The organism is Dinghuibacter sp., assembly GCF_035492835.1.
In the GTDB taxonomy this organism is placed as follows: domain Bacteria; phylum Bacteroidota; class Bacteroidia; order Chitinophagales; family Chitinophagaceae; genus Dinghuibacter.
Window position 1 is genome coordinate 18,674 of record NZ_DATJIY010000245.1, and the last position, 15,591, is coordinate 34,264.

The 15,591-nt window shown below is 57.0% G+C and carries 14 protein-coding genes and 1 pseudogene; 6 read left to right on the forward strand and 9 right to left on the reverse strand.

Annotated elements, in window-relative coordinates; translation table 11 throughout:
• Positions 1–12 precede the first annotated feature (12 nt).
• Complete coding sequence (locus tag VL547_RS22105; protein WP_325582081.1) at positions 13–630, reverse strand: L-threonylcarbamoyladenylate synthase; 618 nt, start codon at positions 628–630, stop codon at positions 13–15.
• A gap of 74 nt (positions 631–704) precedes the next feature.
• Between VL547_RS22105 and VL547_RS22110 the strand changes: the two genes are divergently transcribed.
• Positions 705–1,595, forward strand: coding sequence for a cupin-like domain-containing protein (locus VL547_RS22110; protein ID WP_325582082.1), 891 nt, complete (start codon positions 705–707; stop codon positions 1,593–1,595).
• A gap of 371 nt (positions 1,596–1,966) precedes the next feature.
• Here the strand turns inward: VL547_RS22110 and VL547_RS22115 are convergent, their stop codons facing one another.
• Entirely contained in the window at positions 1,967–3,010 is a 1,044-nt protein-coding gene (locus VL547_RS22115) for a 2-oxoacid:ferredoxin oxidoreductase subunit beta (protein WP_325582083.1), read from the reverse strand.
• Positions 3,011–3,073: 63 nt separating this feature from the next.
• On the opposite strand from VL547_RS22115, the gene gndA reads away from it, so the two are divergent.
• From gndA to pgl, 3 genes are read left to right on the forward strand one after another with little or no spacing between them, the layout of a single operon-like run.
• Positions 3,074–4,504 carry an NADP-dependent phosphogluconate dehydrogenase gene (gene gndA / locus VL547_RS22120; RefSeq protein WP_325582084.1) on the forward strand — a complete coding sequence of 477 codons (1,431 nt, stop codon included), beginning with the start codon at positions 3,074–3,076 and terminating at the stop codon, positions 4,502–4,504.
• Between the two features lie 12 nt (positions 4,505–4,516).
• Positions 4,517–6,028: a glucose-6-phosphate dehydrogenase gene (gene zwf / locus VL547_RS22125; RefSeq protein ID WP_325582085.1), complete on the forward strand. Its 1,512-nt coding sequence runs from the start codon at positions 4,517–4,519 to the stop codon at positions 6,026–6,028.
• Positions 6,029–6,038: 10 nt separating this feature from the next.
• A complete protein-coding gene (pgl, locus tag VL547_RS22130; RefSeq protein ID WP_325582086.1) occupies positions 6,039–6,758 on the forward strand; it encodes a 6-phosphogluconolactonase in 720 nt (239 codons plus the stop codon).
• 4 nt (positions 6,759–6,762) lie between these two features.
• Here pgl and VL547_RS22135 read toward each other — a convergent pair whose 3' ends face one another.
• From VL547_RS22135 to VL547_RS22155, 5 genes are all read right to left on the reverse strand, one after another.
• Positions 6,763–7,980 carry a DegT/DnrJ/EryC1/StrS family aminotransferase gene (locus tag VL547_RS22135; RefSeq protein ID WP_325582087.1) on the reverse strand — a complete coding sequence of 406 codons (1,218 nt, stop codon included), beginning with the start codon at positions 7,978–7,980 and terminating at the stop codon, positions 6,763–6,765.
• A 99-nt stretch (positions 7,981–8,079) separates the two neighbouring features.
• Positions 8,080–9,621: a glycoside hydrolase family 10 protein gene (locus VL547_RS22140; RefSeq protein WP_325582088.1), complete on the reverse strand. Its 1,542-nt coding sequence runs from the start codon at positions 9,619–9,621 to the stop codon at positions 8,080–8,082.
• Between the two features lie 2 nt (positions 9,622–9,623).
• On the reverse strand, positions 9,624–10,073 hold the full coding sequence (locus VL547_RS22145) for a MarR family winged helix-turn-helix transcriptional regulator (RefSeq protein WP_325582089.1): 450 nt from the start codon (positions 10,071–10,073) through the stop codon (positions 9,624–9,626).
• Positions 10,070–10,519, reverse strand: coding sequence for a DinB family protein (locus tag VL547_RS22150; RefSeq protein WP_325582090.1), 450 nt, complete (start codon positions 10,517–10,519; stop codon positions 10,070–10,072). Before VL547_RS22150 ends, VL547_RS22145 begins: the two co-directional genes overlap by 4 nt.
• On the reverse strand, positions 10,516–11,541 hold the full coding sequence (locus VL547_RS22155) for a radical SAM/SPASM domain-containing protein (RefSeq protein WP_325582091.1): 1,026 nt from the start codon (positions 11,539–11,541) through the stop codon (positions 10,516–10,518). Before VL547_RS22155 ends, VL547_RS22150 begins: the two co-directional genes overlap by 4 nt.
• Before the next feature lie 64 nt (positions 11,542–11,605).
• Between VL547_RS22155 and VL547_RS22160 the strand changes: the two genes are divergently transcribed.
• Both VL547_RS22160 and VL547_RS22165 read left to right on the forward strand, forming a co-directional pair.
• A complete protein-coding gene (locus VL547_RS22160; RefSeq protein ID WP_325582092.1) occupies positions 11,606–12,046 on the forward strand; it encodes a MarR family transcriptional regulator in 441 nt (146 codons plus the stop codon).
• An 8-nt stretch (positions 12,047–12,054) separates the two neighbouring features.
• The gene (locus VL547_RS22165) at positions 12,055–13,857 is read left to right on the forward strand and encodes an acyl-CoA dehydrogenase family protein (RefSeq protein WP_325582093.1); all 1,803 of its coding nucleotides are present in this window, start codon (positions 12,055–12,057) and stop codon (positions 13,855–13,857) included.
• A 172-nt stretch (positions 13,858–14,029) separates the two neighbouring features.
• On the opposite strand, the gene VL547_RS22170 is transcribed toward VL547_RS22165, so the two are convergent.
• A complete protein-coding gene (locus tag VL547_RS22170; protein WP_325582094.1) occupies positions 14,030–15,079 on the reverse strand; it encodes an acyltransferase in 1,050 nt (349 codons plus the stop codon).
• A 27-nt stretch (positions 15,080–15,106) separates the two neighbouring features.
• Positions 15,107–15,571, reverse strand: a pseudogene (locus tag VL547_RS22175) (6-phosphogluconolactonase).
• Between the last annotated feature and the right edge of the window lie 20 nt (positions 15,572–15,591).

Below are 15,591 nucleotides of genomic sequence, written 5' to 3' on the forward strand. Positions count from 1 at the left end.
TAAAGGGGAAAGCTACCCCGTGACCTCCGGCCACGGCCCCAAACCCTGGCGAATCACCCGTAACTCGTCCTGCGTACAGTCTATTATAGTGGACGCCACCATCCCACCTGTTCCGCCATCAACGACCAGGTCGACCTGGTTGCCGAAGTTCTCATAGATCAATTCAGGATCGGTATATTCTTCGACCATCTCGCCCGGGAGGGAAGTGCTGAGGATAGGGTGACCGAGCGTCCGGACGATCTCCCGGGCAATATTGTTGTCGGGCACCCTTAAACCTATCGTATCTTTTTTGCTCTTTAATATACGGGGCACCTCCTTGCTGGCGGGGAGGATAAAGGTATACGGCCCCGGTAGATAGCTTTTCAACAACCGGTACAGCGGGGTGTCGATGCTTTTGGTATACCGGCTGAGGTCGCTAAGGTCGTAACACACAAAAGAAAGCTGGGCCTTGGCGGGGTCTATGTGCTTGATCCGGCAAATCCGTTCGATGGCCTTGTGTTGAAAGATGTCACAACCCAACCCATAGATGGTGTCCGTAGGGTAGACGATGATCCCCCCATCCGCCAGGCTTTCGGCTATAGTTTTCAAGGCTCTGGGTTGGGGATTGTCAGGATGGACGTGGAGGAGCATGGTCGCACAATTTACACCAAAGGAGCGGGTAACAATTTTTTAATGCTAATTTTGAGGTTCCTAAAAGAGCATGAATGTTGCTGCAACCTGTTGAAAAAGTGTCCTCCATAGACTCGGAGGAGTTCAGGGATCGCTACTATGAAACGTCCAGGCCGGTAGTGATAACTGATTTATCAAAGACCTGGCCGGCCAGGGATAAGTGGAACTGGGCATATTTCAAACAACTGGTCGGGGACAAGAACGTTGGCATTTATAATAACATCAAAAGCGATGCCTTTACCCCGGTCAACAAGGCGGACGATTACAAAACATTCGGGGAGTATATCGACATGATCAGCCAGGGCCCCGCGGGGTGGAGGATCTTCTTGTTCAACATCTTCGATCATGCTCCGGAGCTGACCCAGGACTTTACCTGGCCGGAACAGCTGATGAAGGGTTTTGTCAAAAAGTATCCCATGTTGTTTGTGGGTGGCGCGACCTCGATCACGCACATGCATTTCGACATCGACTTGTCGCATATCCTGCATACCCAGTTCGTTGGCCGCAAACGCGTACTGCTGTTCCCATACGGAGAACAGCATAAGCTCTACCGCAAGCCCTTCGAGGTATTGAGTATGGCTGACTTCAGCCACTATTACGATCACAATGGCACGCCCGACTATGGTCGCTTCCCCGCTATCAAGCTGGCCAGGGGTTACGAAGTGATCCTCGAGCACGGCGAAACCCTGTTCATGCCCGCCGGATATTGGCACCATATGGAGTATTTGGATAGTGGTTTTGCTATGAGTCTCAGGGCGATCAATCACACTTTGACCGGTAAGATCAAGGGCGCCTGGAATCTGGTGGGTATGCGGAACATCGATACCCTTATGAAAAAGACGGCTCCCATGTGGTGGTACGAATATAAAAAGGAGCGCGTCCTTCGGGAGGCCGATAGGGCATTGGACACAGCGGGGTTCCAGTAATCTTCCGATTGATTATCTAAAAAAAAAGTGAAAAACCGCGCAGCAAGATCATTTCTGCACGGTTTTTGTCGTTTTATCGGTACATCACAAGTTCATTTTGTGGTTTCAGAGGTAAGCAAAGAGGCCCCGATGTCTATTGGGGCCAATTTTTTTGTATATACCTCAGTACCATCTACTTATTTTGCACCGCCGCAGTATTTGCGGCGAAAACACCGGCGTTGGCAACCCGCCCCTGTCGGAGGCATATGCTTCGCCGCTTTAAAATGGCGGTCGCCAACAGGGCTCGCGTGCCGCTAGGCTCACCGCTTTGGGGCACAAAAAAAGGCCAGCATTTGCCGGCCCCTATCTGGAAAAAATTCCTTGCTAAAACGTTACGCCACAATCTCCCAGGTCTCCTTCCCGCGGAGCAGCTTATCGAGGTCGCCGGCACCCCGGGTGGACCGGGCCTCGTCGATCTGAAGCTGGAGCGAGTCCTCGTAGCAGGCGCGATCGGTTTGATAGAACACGCCGAAAGGGCGGGGGAGGTGTCCTTCGATCGAAGGATCGTCGAACATGCGGACCAGGGTTTGCGCCTTATAGAAGTCACGCTCGTCGTGGACCCAGCAATCATCCGCGCTGTAGGAACCGCCCTCGAGGTCGGCGACCACCGGACGGAAGCCGTCCAGCCGGATGCCTTTTTTACCCCCGTCGAAAACAAGCGGTTTGCCCTGTTCGAGGAAGAGCGTCTGGGCTGCCTTGGTGCCTTTTTCGGTGAAAATCTCGAAGGCGCCGTCGTTGAAGATGTTACAGTTCTGGTATATTTCCAGCAGGGACGCGCCCTTATGGGCGTGACTCCTGACGAGCATTTGCTGCAGGTGTTTGGGGTCGCGGTCCATGCTCCGGGCAATGAACGTGGCGTCCGCCCCCAGGGCAAGCGCCAGGGGGTTGAACGGGTGGTCGATCGAGCCCATGGGCGTAGACTTGGTGACCTTGTTCGTCTCCGACGTGGGCGAATACTGTCCCTTGGTCAACCCGTATATCTGGTTGTTGAACAACATCACGTTAACGTTGAAGTTCCGGCGGAGCAGGTGGATGGTGTGGTTGCCACCGATGCTCAGGCCGTCACCGTCGCCCGTGACGATCCATACGCTCAATTCCGGCCGCGTTGCCTTAAGCCCGCTGGCGATGGCAGTCGCCCGTCCGTGGATCGAGTGCATGCCATAGGTGTTCATATAATAAGGAAAACGGCTCGAACAACCTATCCCGGAGACAATCACGATGTTCTCACGGGCAATGCCCAACGTCGGCATTATTTTCTGTACTTGTGCCAGGATGGAATAATCCCCACAACCGGGGCACCAACGCACTTCCTGATCGGTGGCGAAGTCCTTGGGGGTAAGTTGAGGACCTGAAGCCACTGTAACACTCTCGCTCATAGAGCAAAGATAATACATTTAAAAGCGCAAATTGACGTAGGTTTGTTACCTCATTTCTAACGCATGGCAACACAATCGTATCATTTCGGCATGATCGGCCTCGGCGTCATGGGCCGCAATCTCCTGTTGAATATGGCCGACCACGGGTTCTCCGTCATCGGCTTTGACAAAGACCAGACCAAGGGTCAGGCCCTGGAAGCCGCCGCCGGTCAGGGTAAGAACGTAAAGGGCGTCAGCACGCTCAAGGAAATGTTGGATCAATTGGAAAAGCCGCGCCGGCTGATGATGCTCGTACCGGCGGGCAAACCGGTGGACGACGTACTGGAAGAATTGATCCCGTTGCTCGACAAGGACGACATCGTCATCGACGGCGGCAACTCCCATTACACCGACACCCAGCGTCGTCTGAAATACATGGCGGACAAGGGTTTCCACTTTATGGGAGTAGGCGTTTCCGGGGGCGAGCACGGCGCCCGGACGGGTCCCTCCATCATGCCCGGCGGCGACAAGGACGCGTATGAAAAGGTAGCGCCCATCCTGACCGCGGTCTCCGCAAAGGTCAACGGCGAGCCCTGCGTGGATTACCTGGGTGTAGGCGCTGCTGGTCACTATGTTAAAATGGTGCACAATGGCATCGAATACGCGATCATGCAATTGATCAGCGAAATATATGGCGTCCTCAAACTGGGGGCGGGCTATACGAACGACCAGTTGCACACGCTGTTCGCCAAATGGGACAAGGGGGACATGAAGTCCTTCCTGATCGAGATAACCGCCGACGTCTTCATAAAGAACGACGACCTTACTTCCACCCGCCTGGTGGACATGATCCTCGACAAAGCGGGCGCCAAGGGTACGGGTAAGTGGACGTCCCAGGATGCCCTCGATCTGCCGGTGCCGATTCCCGTGATCGATACCGCGGTGACACTTCGCACCCTGTCGGCCTTCAAGGACGAACGCACGGAAGCGGCAAAGCTCTATCCCTCCGCAGACCATAAGCTGGGCGATACCTCGTCCGATTCTTCCGGGGACCTCGAATCCCTCGTCCACGACGCCCTCAACTTCGGTACCATATTGAGCTATGTCCAGGGCATGGCCCAGCTTCAAAAGGCATCCTCCGAGTGGGCCATGGAAATCCCGCTGGAAAAGGTCGTCCGCGTATGGCGGGGCGGTTGTATCATCCGCTCGGTGCTCCTCGATCCCCTCTACAAGGCCTATACCGCCGATCCCAAGCTGAGCAACCTCCTCCTGGACAAGAACATCGCCGCGCTGGTGAACCCGCTGGTGGCAAACACCCGCAGCCTGCTGCAGCGCGCGATCGGCGCCGGCATCCCGGTTGCCGGTCTTACCGCAGCCTTGTCCTACTTCGACGCCTACCGGAGCGCCTGGCTGCCCACCAACCTCATACAAGCCCAACGGGACTACTTCGGCGCACACACCTATCAGCGCATCGACCGGCCCGGCACGTTTCACAGCGAATGGCAACCCCAATAATAAACCGTTTGTATGCAAAACAATAAACGCCCGTCAGCCACCCTCATCTTTATCTTCGGTGGCAGCGGTGACCTCAACTTCCGTAAATTAATCCCCGCACTATACAACCTGTACATCGACGACTGGATGCCCGAAAAGTTCGCCATCGTCGGTATCGGTCGCAAAGACTTCACGGACGAATCCTACCGTGAACGCCTGCTGGAGGGTATCCAGCAGTTCTCCCGCCGCAAGGGAGAACAGAACGGCAAGTGGGCCGAATTCTCCAAAAACGTGTCTTACCTCCGGATGGACGCCGAAAAAGACGCCTCCTATGACGGCATCTCCGGTATCGCCCGCAAAAAGGAAAGTGAATGGGGCTCCCACCCGAACGTCCTTTTTTACCTGGCCGTAGCGCCCCAGCTGGTACCCGACATCGCTACCAAGCTCGCCAAGGTGGACCTTTGCGGGGACAAAAAATGCACCCGTATCGTCGTTGAAAAACCCTTCGGTCACGATCTCCAAAGCGCCCATGATTTGAATGTGTTGCTGACCAACCTGTTCAGCGAAGACCAGATCTACCGCATCGACCACTACCTGGGTAAGGAAACGGTTCAGAACATACTCGCGCTGCGTTTTGCCAACGCGCTTTTCGAGCCCGTCTGGAATCGGAACTACATCGAGCACGTCCAGATAACCGCCGCCGAAACCGTAGGCGTGGAAGGCCGGGGCGGTTACTACGAGACCTCCGGCGCCCTCCGCGATATGGTCCAGAACCACATCCTGCAGATCATGTGTATGGTGGCGATGGAAGCCCCCGTAAGTTTCGACGCCAACGAAATCCGTAATAAGAAGGTGGACGTGCTCAACGCCATCCGTCGGATCAACGCCGAGGACGTGCACAGCGTCGCGGTCCGCGGCCAATACGCCGAGGGCTGGATGAAGGGTGAAAAGGTGCCAGGCTACCGCCAGGAAGAAAGCGTGGACAAAAATTCCAATACCGAGACCTTCGCCGCTGTCAAGTTCTACATCGACAACTGGCGCTGGCAGGACGTCCCGTTCTATGTCCGCACCGGCAAACGGCTCCGGGAAAAGATGACCGTCATCAGCATCCACTTCCGCCCGGCGCCCCACTATGCCTTTCCCCCGGAAGCCGCTGAAACCTGGCGCCCAAACCGGCTCACTATCACGGTATCCCCGGAAATGGACATCCGCGTCCGCTTCCAGGCCAAACGCCTGGGTCAGACCATGAGCCTCGACCCCGTCGACATGATCTACAAGTACGACAAGGAGATCCAAAGCCACGAGCCCGAAGCCTACGAGACGCTCCTGTTGGACGTCATGGAAGGCAACCCCACCCTTTTTATGCGCGCCGACCAGGTCGAAGCCGCCTGGAAGGTGATCACCCCCATCCTCGAAACCTGGCAGACCCGTCCCCCGGTCGACTTCCCGAACTACGTCCCCAACTCCTGGGGTCCAGAAGACGCGGAAGCGTTAATCGCCCGCGATGGACACAACTGGGCGACCCTGTCGGTCAACCAGCCATAAAACTAGCCATATGGAAGTACACGTATACGCAACCCCACCGGAAGTCTCCCGCCAACTGGCCGAATGGATCACCGCCCATATCGAAACTACCCTCAAAACTTCCGACCGTTACACCTGGTGCCTCACGGGGGGCAACTCTCCCAAGGAGCTCTATTCGCTGCTGGCCGCCGAGCCCTTCCGGAGCCGGATCGACTGGTCCAGGGTGCACCTCTTCTGGGGCGACGAGCGCGCTGTCCCTTTCGAGGACGACCGCAACAACGCCAGGATGACCTTCGCCACCCTGGTCGATCACGTCCACGTGCTCAATACCCATGTCCATGTGATGAATACCGCCCTAATCCCTGAAAAAGCCGCCGAAGCCTACGCCGCCATCCTGCATACATATTTCACCGCAGATGGCCCCACCTTCGACCTGGTCCTCAACGGCATGGGCGAGGACGGACACACTCTTTCGCTTTTCCCCGGACAACCGGTTATCCACGAAGAAACCGCATGGGTAAAGGCCTACTACCTGGAAGCCCAGAAAATGTACCGGATAACGCTGACCGCTCCCCTGGTCAACCGGGCCCACCGCGTCGCGTTCCTGACATTTGGTGCAAACAAGGCGCATGCGCTCCGCGAAGTCCTCAAGGGTGAGCGGAACGTCGATCTTTACCCCTCCCAGATCATTCAACCGATCGACGGGGAGCTCCACTGGTTCGTGGATGCGGCGGCCGCGGAGGAATTGTAGAAGTTTAAGCCGTCGCGCCTGCGCGGGAGAGCACCGATTGAATAACCGAAACCATCGCGGCGCCTTTTTCCTGTAGCTGCGCATCAGTCCATGACAGCGAAATCGCCGTGGAGATGCACCGCGACATGACCGCATCGGAGACGGAGAAGTCCTGGTGGCGGATAACCTCCATGGCGTCGAGTTGCTCGGGGGAAAGCGCGTAGAGGGAATGGCCTTCTTTGAGGTGGTGCCATTTACGGACGTAGTGCCAGTTGTTGTTGAACCAGTAGAAATTGCCGGGGAGGATGCCGGCGGCACGGAAACCCTCGACGACGGCTTGGGTAATGTCGGCGGTGGGGAGGAACCAGCTCAGGAAGGTGCCGCTGTCGCCGGCTGGATCGGGGACGGTGCGGAAGGTGATTTCGGGAACCGTCGCCAGGATCGCGTGCAAGGCCTGCTGATTCCTGCGTTGGATCTCCAGGAACCGGTCGAGCTTGCGCAGCTGGGCAAGTCCGACGGCGGCGTGCAGTTCTGAAATGCGGAAATTATACCCCAGGTATGGATGTTCGTCGGCGCCCCGGTCCACGCCTTTATGGTCGTGCCCGTGGTCGGTGAACTGGTCGCACTTTTCGAAGACATACTGGTCGTTGGTCAGAACGGCGCCGCCTTCGCCGCAGGTTACCGTTTTGACGAAGTCGAAGGAGAGGGTACCCGCGTTTCCGACGGTCCCCAGCGACCGGCCGCGCCAGGTGGCGCCGGTGCTTTGACAGGCGTCTTCCAGGAGGAGGAGGTTGTGTTGTTTGCAGATCGCCAGGAGGGCTTCCAGGTCGGCCATGCTACCACACATATGGACCGGCATAATGCACTTGGTACGGGGTGTGATGGCGGCCCGGACGGAATCCGGCCGCAGGGTCAGGGTTTCATCCACGTCCGCCACAACGGGGACGGCGCCAACGCTCAGCACGGCCTCCACGCTGGCGACAAAGGTGAACGACGGCATGATGACCTCGTCACCGGCGCCGATGCCCAGGGCGGCCATGGCCGTGGTCAACGCGGTGGTGCCGCTGGATGTCAGCTGCGCATAGGCGCACCCGAGACGATCGGACAGCGTTTTTTCCAATTCCTTCGCCTTCCACATTCCCTTCCGGGGGCCGTCGAAGCCATAGCGCATCAGGATGCCCGTTTCGAGGACATCGTTTACTTCCTTCCGCTCTTCGGCTCCAAAAAATTCAAACCCTGGCATATGTTATCGGTTTTGAGCCCAAAGGTATAGAAAAAAGGGGCAAGGGTCCCGCTCGCGTCACGCCGGTCCTAATGGGTCGTGGACCGATAAAATCGGAATTTAAAGTCCCGGCGGCGGCGCGGCAAAGAAGGCCGCGGGCGCGCTCTCCAGGTGGGTCGTGCTGTAAGATGTGACGGACCAGCGGGTGCGCTCGTCGTCATCGGCGGTACGAGCGCCAAGGCCGCCGTGCAGCCGCGCGCCTTTCTCGATCGGTAACGTCAGTGAAGCCTGCTGGTTGATAACCGGGAGCAGCTTATACATGTGCTCCGGGTCCAGCGCGGTGGAGGTATCTCCGGGCAGATACCGGTACACGACAAAGAGCCGCAGCGGCTTCGCGCTGGAGGCGCTAAGGATGATGTGGACGCTGTCGCCGGCGCGGGCGGTGGCGACGAGGGGTGGCGAAGGGGCGATCGAATCGATCCAGCGCATGGGTGGGGCCAGCGCGGGGTATTTATAGAAGTCGTACCGCAGGCTGTCACTCCAGCCGAGGGGGTTGTGGGCGAAGTTCTGGTTGCTGAAATAGATCACGCCGTCGGAAGCGGCACGGGCCAGGCGGATCTGATCGGGGAGCTCGTGGGGGTTTCTCCAGGCGGGGTTGACGCCGGCTTTATAGATACCCAGGCCAATAAAGAGCTGCCGTCCGTACGTGTGGGTGGACCACCAGTCCAGTAAAAGGTCGTAGGGGAGCACGCGGTGGGTGCGCTCCCAGTACAGCTGGGGACAGACGTAGTCGATCCACCCCTTTTGCAGCCATAGAAGGATGTTTGCGTAGAGGTCGTCGTAGTCGGTCTGGGCGGAGTGGGTATCGCTGCCATCGGGGTCTTTGCTCAGGTTACGCCAGACGCCGTAGGGGCTGATCCCGAACTGACAAGTGGGTTTTTCATCCTTGATCGCCTTGGACACCCGGACGATAAGGCTGTCTACGTTGCTCCGCCTCCAGGTCTCCTTATCCAGCCCCCGGTTATATTGGGAATAGGCGTAGTCGTCGGCGAAGTATTCACCCTTGGTTTTATACGGGTAAAAGTAATCGTCGAAATGGATGGCGTCGATGTCGTAGTGCCGCACGATATACCGGATTACATTGGTGACGTAGTCCCAGACCGCGGGTATGCCGGGGTTGAAAAGCGTGGTATTATCATAAACGAGGAACCATTCCGGGTGTATACGCGTGATGTGCGTGGGCGAGGCGACGTCCCGGCGGCTGTTGTACAGCGCCCGGTAGGGGTTGATCCAGGCGTGGAACTCCATCCCGCGTTTGTGCGTCTCTTCTATCATAAAGGCGAGCGGGTCGTAGTACGGCTCCGGGGGTACGCCCTGCTTGCCGGTCAGCCAGACGCTCCAGGGTTCCAGGGGGGAGGGGTAGAAGGCGTCCGCGGTCGGACGGATCTGGACCACCACCGCGTTCAGGCCATTGCGCTGGTCCATGTCGAGGAGGTCGATAAACTCCTGTTTTTGCAACGCTACATTACCGACCGCCGCCTGGCTGGGCCAGTCGATGTGTTCCACCGAGGCGATCCACGCCGCGCGGAGTTCATACTTCGGCTGAGACAGCGCAACCGTCGCGACGAGCGACAATATAAACAGGGAGCATACACCTTTCATCTTTAGCCACGTAGTTTATCCAATAAATTATTGAGTGTTTTGCATTCGGGAATAGTCAACGCAGAAAGTATGCCGTCCATTTCCCTGGAGTGCTTGTCAAGGCGGTCCAGCAGCTGTTGCCCCTTCGGGGTGATGGTGACGTCGACCAGGCGTTTGTCGGTCGCCGCGACCTTTTTCCGCGCCAGACCCTTGAGCACCAGCCTGTCCACCAGGCGGCTGGTGTCGCTCATCTTGTCCAGCATACGTTCCCGGATCTGGAGCGTGGACAGGGGCTCCTTGCTGCCCCTGAGGATGCGCAGGATGTTGAACTGCTGCAGCGTGACGTCCTCTTCGTCGAGACAATGCTTGAGGCGTTCGACGGTCCAGTTGTAGGTGTAGATAAGGTTTACCAGGGCTTTGTGGCGCTCGCTGGTGAATTTAGCGTGCTGATGGATGTCTTTCTCTAGGCTCATTGATTCAGTTTCCACATTGTGTATAGGTGATGGGCTTCATGGAGCAGGAAAAACTCGGTCCACATGGCCAGTGTCCGGCGGCCGTATTTCGGATGGACCGCGGTCCGGGAAAGCGGGTCGTCCCCCAGGGAGGTAATCCAGTCATAGAGGTAGAGCCGGTCGGCGGACAGGTCCACCAACAGGTCGGCGGCGGATTCTTCCCGCGCCGCCAGGAAATAGGGATCGTTGTCGCCGACATAGGCGGCAAACGCGGGTTCGTCCTCCGCGAGTATCCGCTCCACGCGCCGGGCAAACATCTTTTGGTAGGCCGCCAGGTGGGCGGCGTTTTCCAGGAGGCTCCAGGTATCGGGGGAGGGCCTTTCCCGCAGCGGTCGGTCCCCCGGCAGGAGCAGGTATAATACTTCGTGTTGTCCGCGCAGACGCGCGGCGGTGGCGGCTGCAATCATCCCCAAACTTTTGTGCCCTCGCTACAGTTGGCGCAGATGTCTATGTTTTTGCGGCTGGTCATCAACTCCCGCCGGAACTGTTTGTAATTTTCGTTGTGCCAGACCTCCTTGAAGCTTTGCATCTTCAGGTTGCCCAGCTGGTGCATGGCGTCCTTGTCGAAGCAACAGGGCACCACCAGGCCGTCCCAGGTAATGACGTTGGCGTGCCAGAGCTTCCAGCAGTGGTTGGACAGCCCGCTTTTGATGGAATAGGTACCGTCGTCCTTCTGGCGGTAGCGGCTGAATTTGTCCAGGGTCGGGATCAGCTCGTTGCCATGCTCGTAATCGTATATCTGCGCCGTCTTGAAACGCACCTCGTCCACGCCCACTTCAGCGGCCAGGCGCTTCACGTCCTCGATCTGGTGTTCGTTGGGCTTGACCACGAGGAATTGGAAAAAAACGAAGGGCGTATTGCTATTGAGCTCCTTTTTCCACTTGACGATGTTGCGCGCACCCTCGAGCACCTTGTCCAGCTTTCCGCCCACGCGGTATTGCTCGTATACGTCCTGGGTGGTGCCGTCGATGGAGATGATCAAACGGTCCAGACCGCTTTCCACGGTTTTCCGGGCGTTTTCGTCGGTGAGGTAGTGGGCGTTGGTGGAGGTAGCCGTGTAGATGCCCTTATCGGACGCGTATTTGACCATGTCCAGGAATTCGCGGTTCAGGTACGGCTCCCCCTGGAAATAAAATATCAGGTAAAGGAGCTCTTTATGGACCTGGTCGATGGTCTCCCGGAAAAAATCCTTTTTGAGCATCCCGGTCGGCCGGGTAAACGCCCTCAGCCCGCTGGGGCATTCGGGACAGCGAAGGTTGCAGGACGTGGTCGGTTCAAAGGATAGGGAGATCGGATAGCCCCATTGCACCGGCCGGCCCGTCCATTTGCTGATAAAGTAGCTGGAAAACACCTTCGCCGCATTCAGGGCCCTTTTCGGGGTTAGCTTGGACAACAAATTGAAACTATCGGTCCAATTGATATTTGGCATATCCACAAAGGTATTTTTTTTCAACTATTTTACGTACCTTGGAATTAGTTGTTTAACTAACGGTATGTCTAACAACCAATTTAAACCAGGAGAACTCTACAGCTTTATAACGGGAAAAGCATCGATTGCGGTGGCCCGCCGTCTACAAAAGAATTTTAAACAGGCGGGTGTCGACATCACCATCGAGCAATGGAGCGTGCTGTACCACCTCTGGAAGCAGGACGGGCAAAGCCAGCAGGAGCTGTGCAATGCGACCTTCCGGGACAAGCCTTCGATCACGCGGCTCGTGGACAACCTGGAGCGGCTCAAGCTGGTACGCCGCGTGCCATCCAAGGAGGATCGCCGAATCAACCTGATCCACCTCACGGACTTCGCGCGCAAGCTCCAGGACCAGTCGATGGACGTGGCGAACCAGACGGTGAATGAGGCGCTGGAGGGCGTTACCCTGGACGAGATCGAGATCTGTAAGGTCGTGCTGCAGCGTGTTTACGATAACCTGAAATAACCTTTTTTATGAATACGGCAACAAACCCCGCTGAAAAGATCGCCTTTAAGGGCGGCGAATGGCTGATTCGCGAAAGCCGGCCGGAAGACGCTTTCATTCCCGAAGACTTCAACGAAGAGCAGCGCATGGTCAAGGATATGTGTGCGGCGTTCCTGGACGCTGAAGTCCTGCCCATCGTCCAGCGCATCGACGCCATGGAACCCGGGCTCATGCCTTCGCTGGTGGAAAAGGCGGGAGAGCAGGGCCTCCTGGGCACCGCCATCCCGGAAAACCTCGGCGGCCTCGGTAAGGACTTTATCACGTCGACCCTGGTCAACGAAGCCCTCGGCGGCGGCTTTTCCTTTTCCGTGGCGATAGCGGCGCACACCGGGATCGGTACGCTGCCCATCCTGTACTTCGGCACCGATGCCCAAAAGCAGAAGTACGTCACCAAACTGGCGACCGGCGAATGGAAAGGCTCCTACGGCCTGACCGAGCCCGGCAGCGGGAGCGACGCCCTGGGCGCCAAGACCACGGCCACGCTCAGCCCCGATGGGAAATATTACCTCCTTAACGGGCAGAAGTGCTGGATCACCAACGGGGGATTTGCGGACGTGTACACCGTTTTTGCAAAGGTGGACGGCACCCAGTTCACCGCATTTATCGTCGAGCGCGGCTTCGAGGGTTTTACGCAAGGTCCCGAGGAGCACAAGATGGGCATCAAGGGTTCCTCTACCGTCCAACTCTATTTCCAGGACTGTAAGGTCCCGGTGGAAAACGTCCTCGGAGAAATCGGCAAGGGGCACATCATCGCCTTCAACATCCTGAACGTCGGCCGGCTGAAGCTATGCGCGGCAACTCTCGGCGGAGGCAAACGGGCCATCACAACCTGTATTGAATACGCGGCTACGCGGGAGCAGTTCAAGCAACCCATCGCGAAATTCGGCGCGATCCAATATAAGCTGGCCGAAATGGCCATCAAGGCCTGGGTGACCGAAACCGCCCTCTATCGCACGGCCCACTGGATCGACGAAAAGGAACGGGAAATGGCGGCCGGCGGCAAACCTTTTAATGAAGCCGTGCTCGGCGCCGCTGAAGAATACGCCATCGAGTGCGCCATCCTCAAGGTCCTGGGCAGCGAAGCCCTCGACTACATCGTGGACGAAGGGGTGCAGATACACGGCGGTAACGGTTACAGCGACGAATACATTATCTCCAAGGCTTACCGCGACAGCCGTATCAACCGGATCTACGAGGGTACCAACGAGATCAACCGGCTACTGACCGTGGACATGGTTCTCAAGCGCGCCATGAAGGGCCGCCTGGACCTGATGGCCCCGGCCATGGCCGTGCAGAAGGAGCTGCTATCCATCCCCGATTTTTCCTCCGACGACAGTGGTACCCCCCTGGCGGCCGAGCATAAGGTGATCGCCAATTTCAAAAAGGCCATCCTCATGACCGCTGGGGCGGCCGTCCAGAAACTGATGATGACCCTGGACAAGGAACAGGAGATATTGATGAACATAGCCGACATGGCCATCACCACCTTTGCCGCCGAAAGCGCCCTTTTCCGGGTCCTCAAGCTACAATCTTTGAAAGGCGAAGCAGCAGTTGGGTACGAAACGGATGTCCTAAGAGTATACCTGGCCGACGCCGCCGATGCGCTGAACAAATGGGGAAAGGACGCGATCAATGCCTTCGCGGACGGGGACGAGCAACGGATGATGTTACTGGGTATCAAGCGCTTCACCAAAACTGCTGCCTTCAATACGAAAGACGCCCGCCGCAGGATCGCCGCCCGCCTCCTCGAAGACCAGCGTTATCCGCTGTAGGGTCCGTCGGCCCCCCGGGTTTTTCGGGTCTTCCGGGCTTTATGAACATGGCGGTGACGAGCCCTCCGGGCAAAAGCCGCTCCGTACCCTCCCTTCGCCATCTGGACATGGGTAATATATAGCAAACGTTGGGGCCTCGCCGGTTATCACCCCGGTCGAGGCCCCTTCTCTTTTATCCCCCATAAGAGGGTAAAGGCTTATGACTTGACGGGGAACCGGGTGTTTTGCGCCTTTTCAGCAGGTCGTTGATGGGTTTGTCCAGATAATCGTATAACCATACGCTGCACAAACAAACGGCGGCAAGGGCGACTACGACCTCGGCCAGGTTGAGAAGCAGGCTGCCGTTATGGCCCAGCTTCGGGTATACCAGCCTCAAAAGGGCAAAGATGATAAAAGGATGGAACAGATACATGGCGTAACTGGCATCTCCAAGCTTTAATCCCCACTTTATCAAATGGTTGTCTTGGTTGATCTTGTTCTCCAGCGCCAGGAGCCCGTTGACGAACAGGAGGGAGGGAATCCCCAGCCGGATATTCCGGGAAAGCCCGGTGAACCGACCCGTCGCCTGCGCATATACCATGAAAACGAGAGCGAAAAAGCCAAGGGCGGTCATCAGGTAATCCGCGGACGCTATCCTTTTGCTCTTATAATAGGTCATTACGTAATACAACCCCAACCCATATATAAACTCCGGGAGCTGCCCGTTTTTATAAAAAAGAAGGATAAAGCTGTCCGTTCCCGTTGCGGTCAAAATGCCCAGGAAGAGGATAAGAACGCCTCCGCAGGCGGGGACGAGGTTTCTTTTTTTGTCCCTAAAGAAAAGGATGCAAAGGAACATGGCCAGGTAAAAAAACATCTCGTAATTGAGCGTCCACCCCAGGGAAAGGATGGGACCGCTGTCCTTGATGGCGTAAGGTATGAACAGGAAGGACTTCACTATGGCGCCTCCGGTGACGACGACGCTTTTGAACATGGAGGGCCTCAGCAGGGCCAGGACAATAGTGATACACGTAGCGATGTAGTACAGCGGCGCCACCCGGACGATGCGTTTCAGCGCGAAACGGTCGGTCGTTTTATTGACCATGTAGGCGATGATAAATCCGCTAATGACAAAAAAAATGTCCACACCGAAGTCGCCGATATTGAATCCGTACAGGTGGTAATGATAAAATACTACGGACAGGGCGGCAAGGGCGCGGGCAAGTTGTATGCTTTTTATCATTTCGCAATGTACGGTTTTCCCAAAATCTCAGAGCCCTGCCGCGGCCGCCGCATCCACGAACCAGTGGAGCTCCCCGTCGATCGGTTGAATGATCTGGGAGGGGTAAAGATCGACGTTCCGCTCACCCTTGAGGACTTCGCGGAGCGCATGCGCCTTGTTTGCACCGAATGTCAGGAACGCGACGCGGTGGGCCCGGTTGACCAGGGGAGCGGTCAGCGTTATCCGGTACATTTTCTGGGCTTCCAGGTAGTAGGCCTTTACCCATGCGGTTTCTTCGTGGATAACGGGTTGTCGGGGGAAAAGCTAAAGAGTGTGTCAATCCTCGCCCATGCCGTTGAGGACCAGGTCGAAGGTGGGGCCATCTGCGGTGAAATATGTATGCAGGACGGCGGCGTAGGCTTCGGCGGCTTTTTCAGGGATTAGGGCGGTATTCATCACATGGACATGGGTATTGAGCACGGGGACGTGATCGACCAGGGTGGCGAAGGTCATCCTTGCGTTGTTGCGGTCGT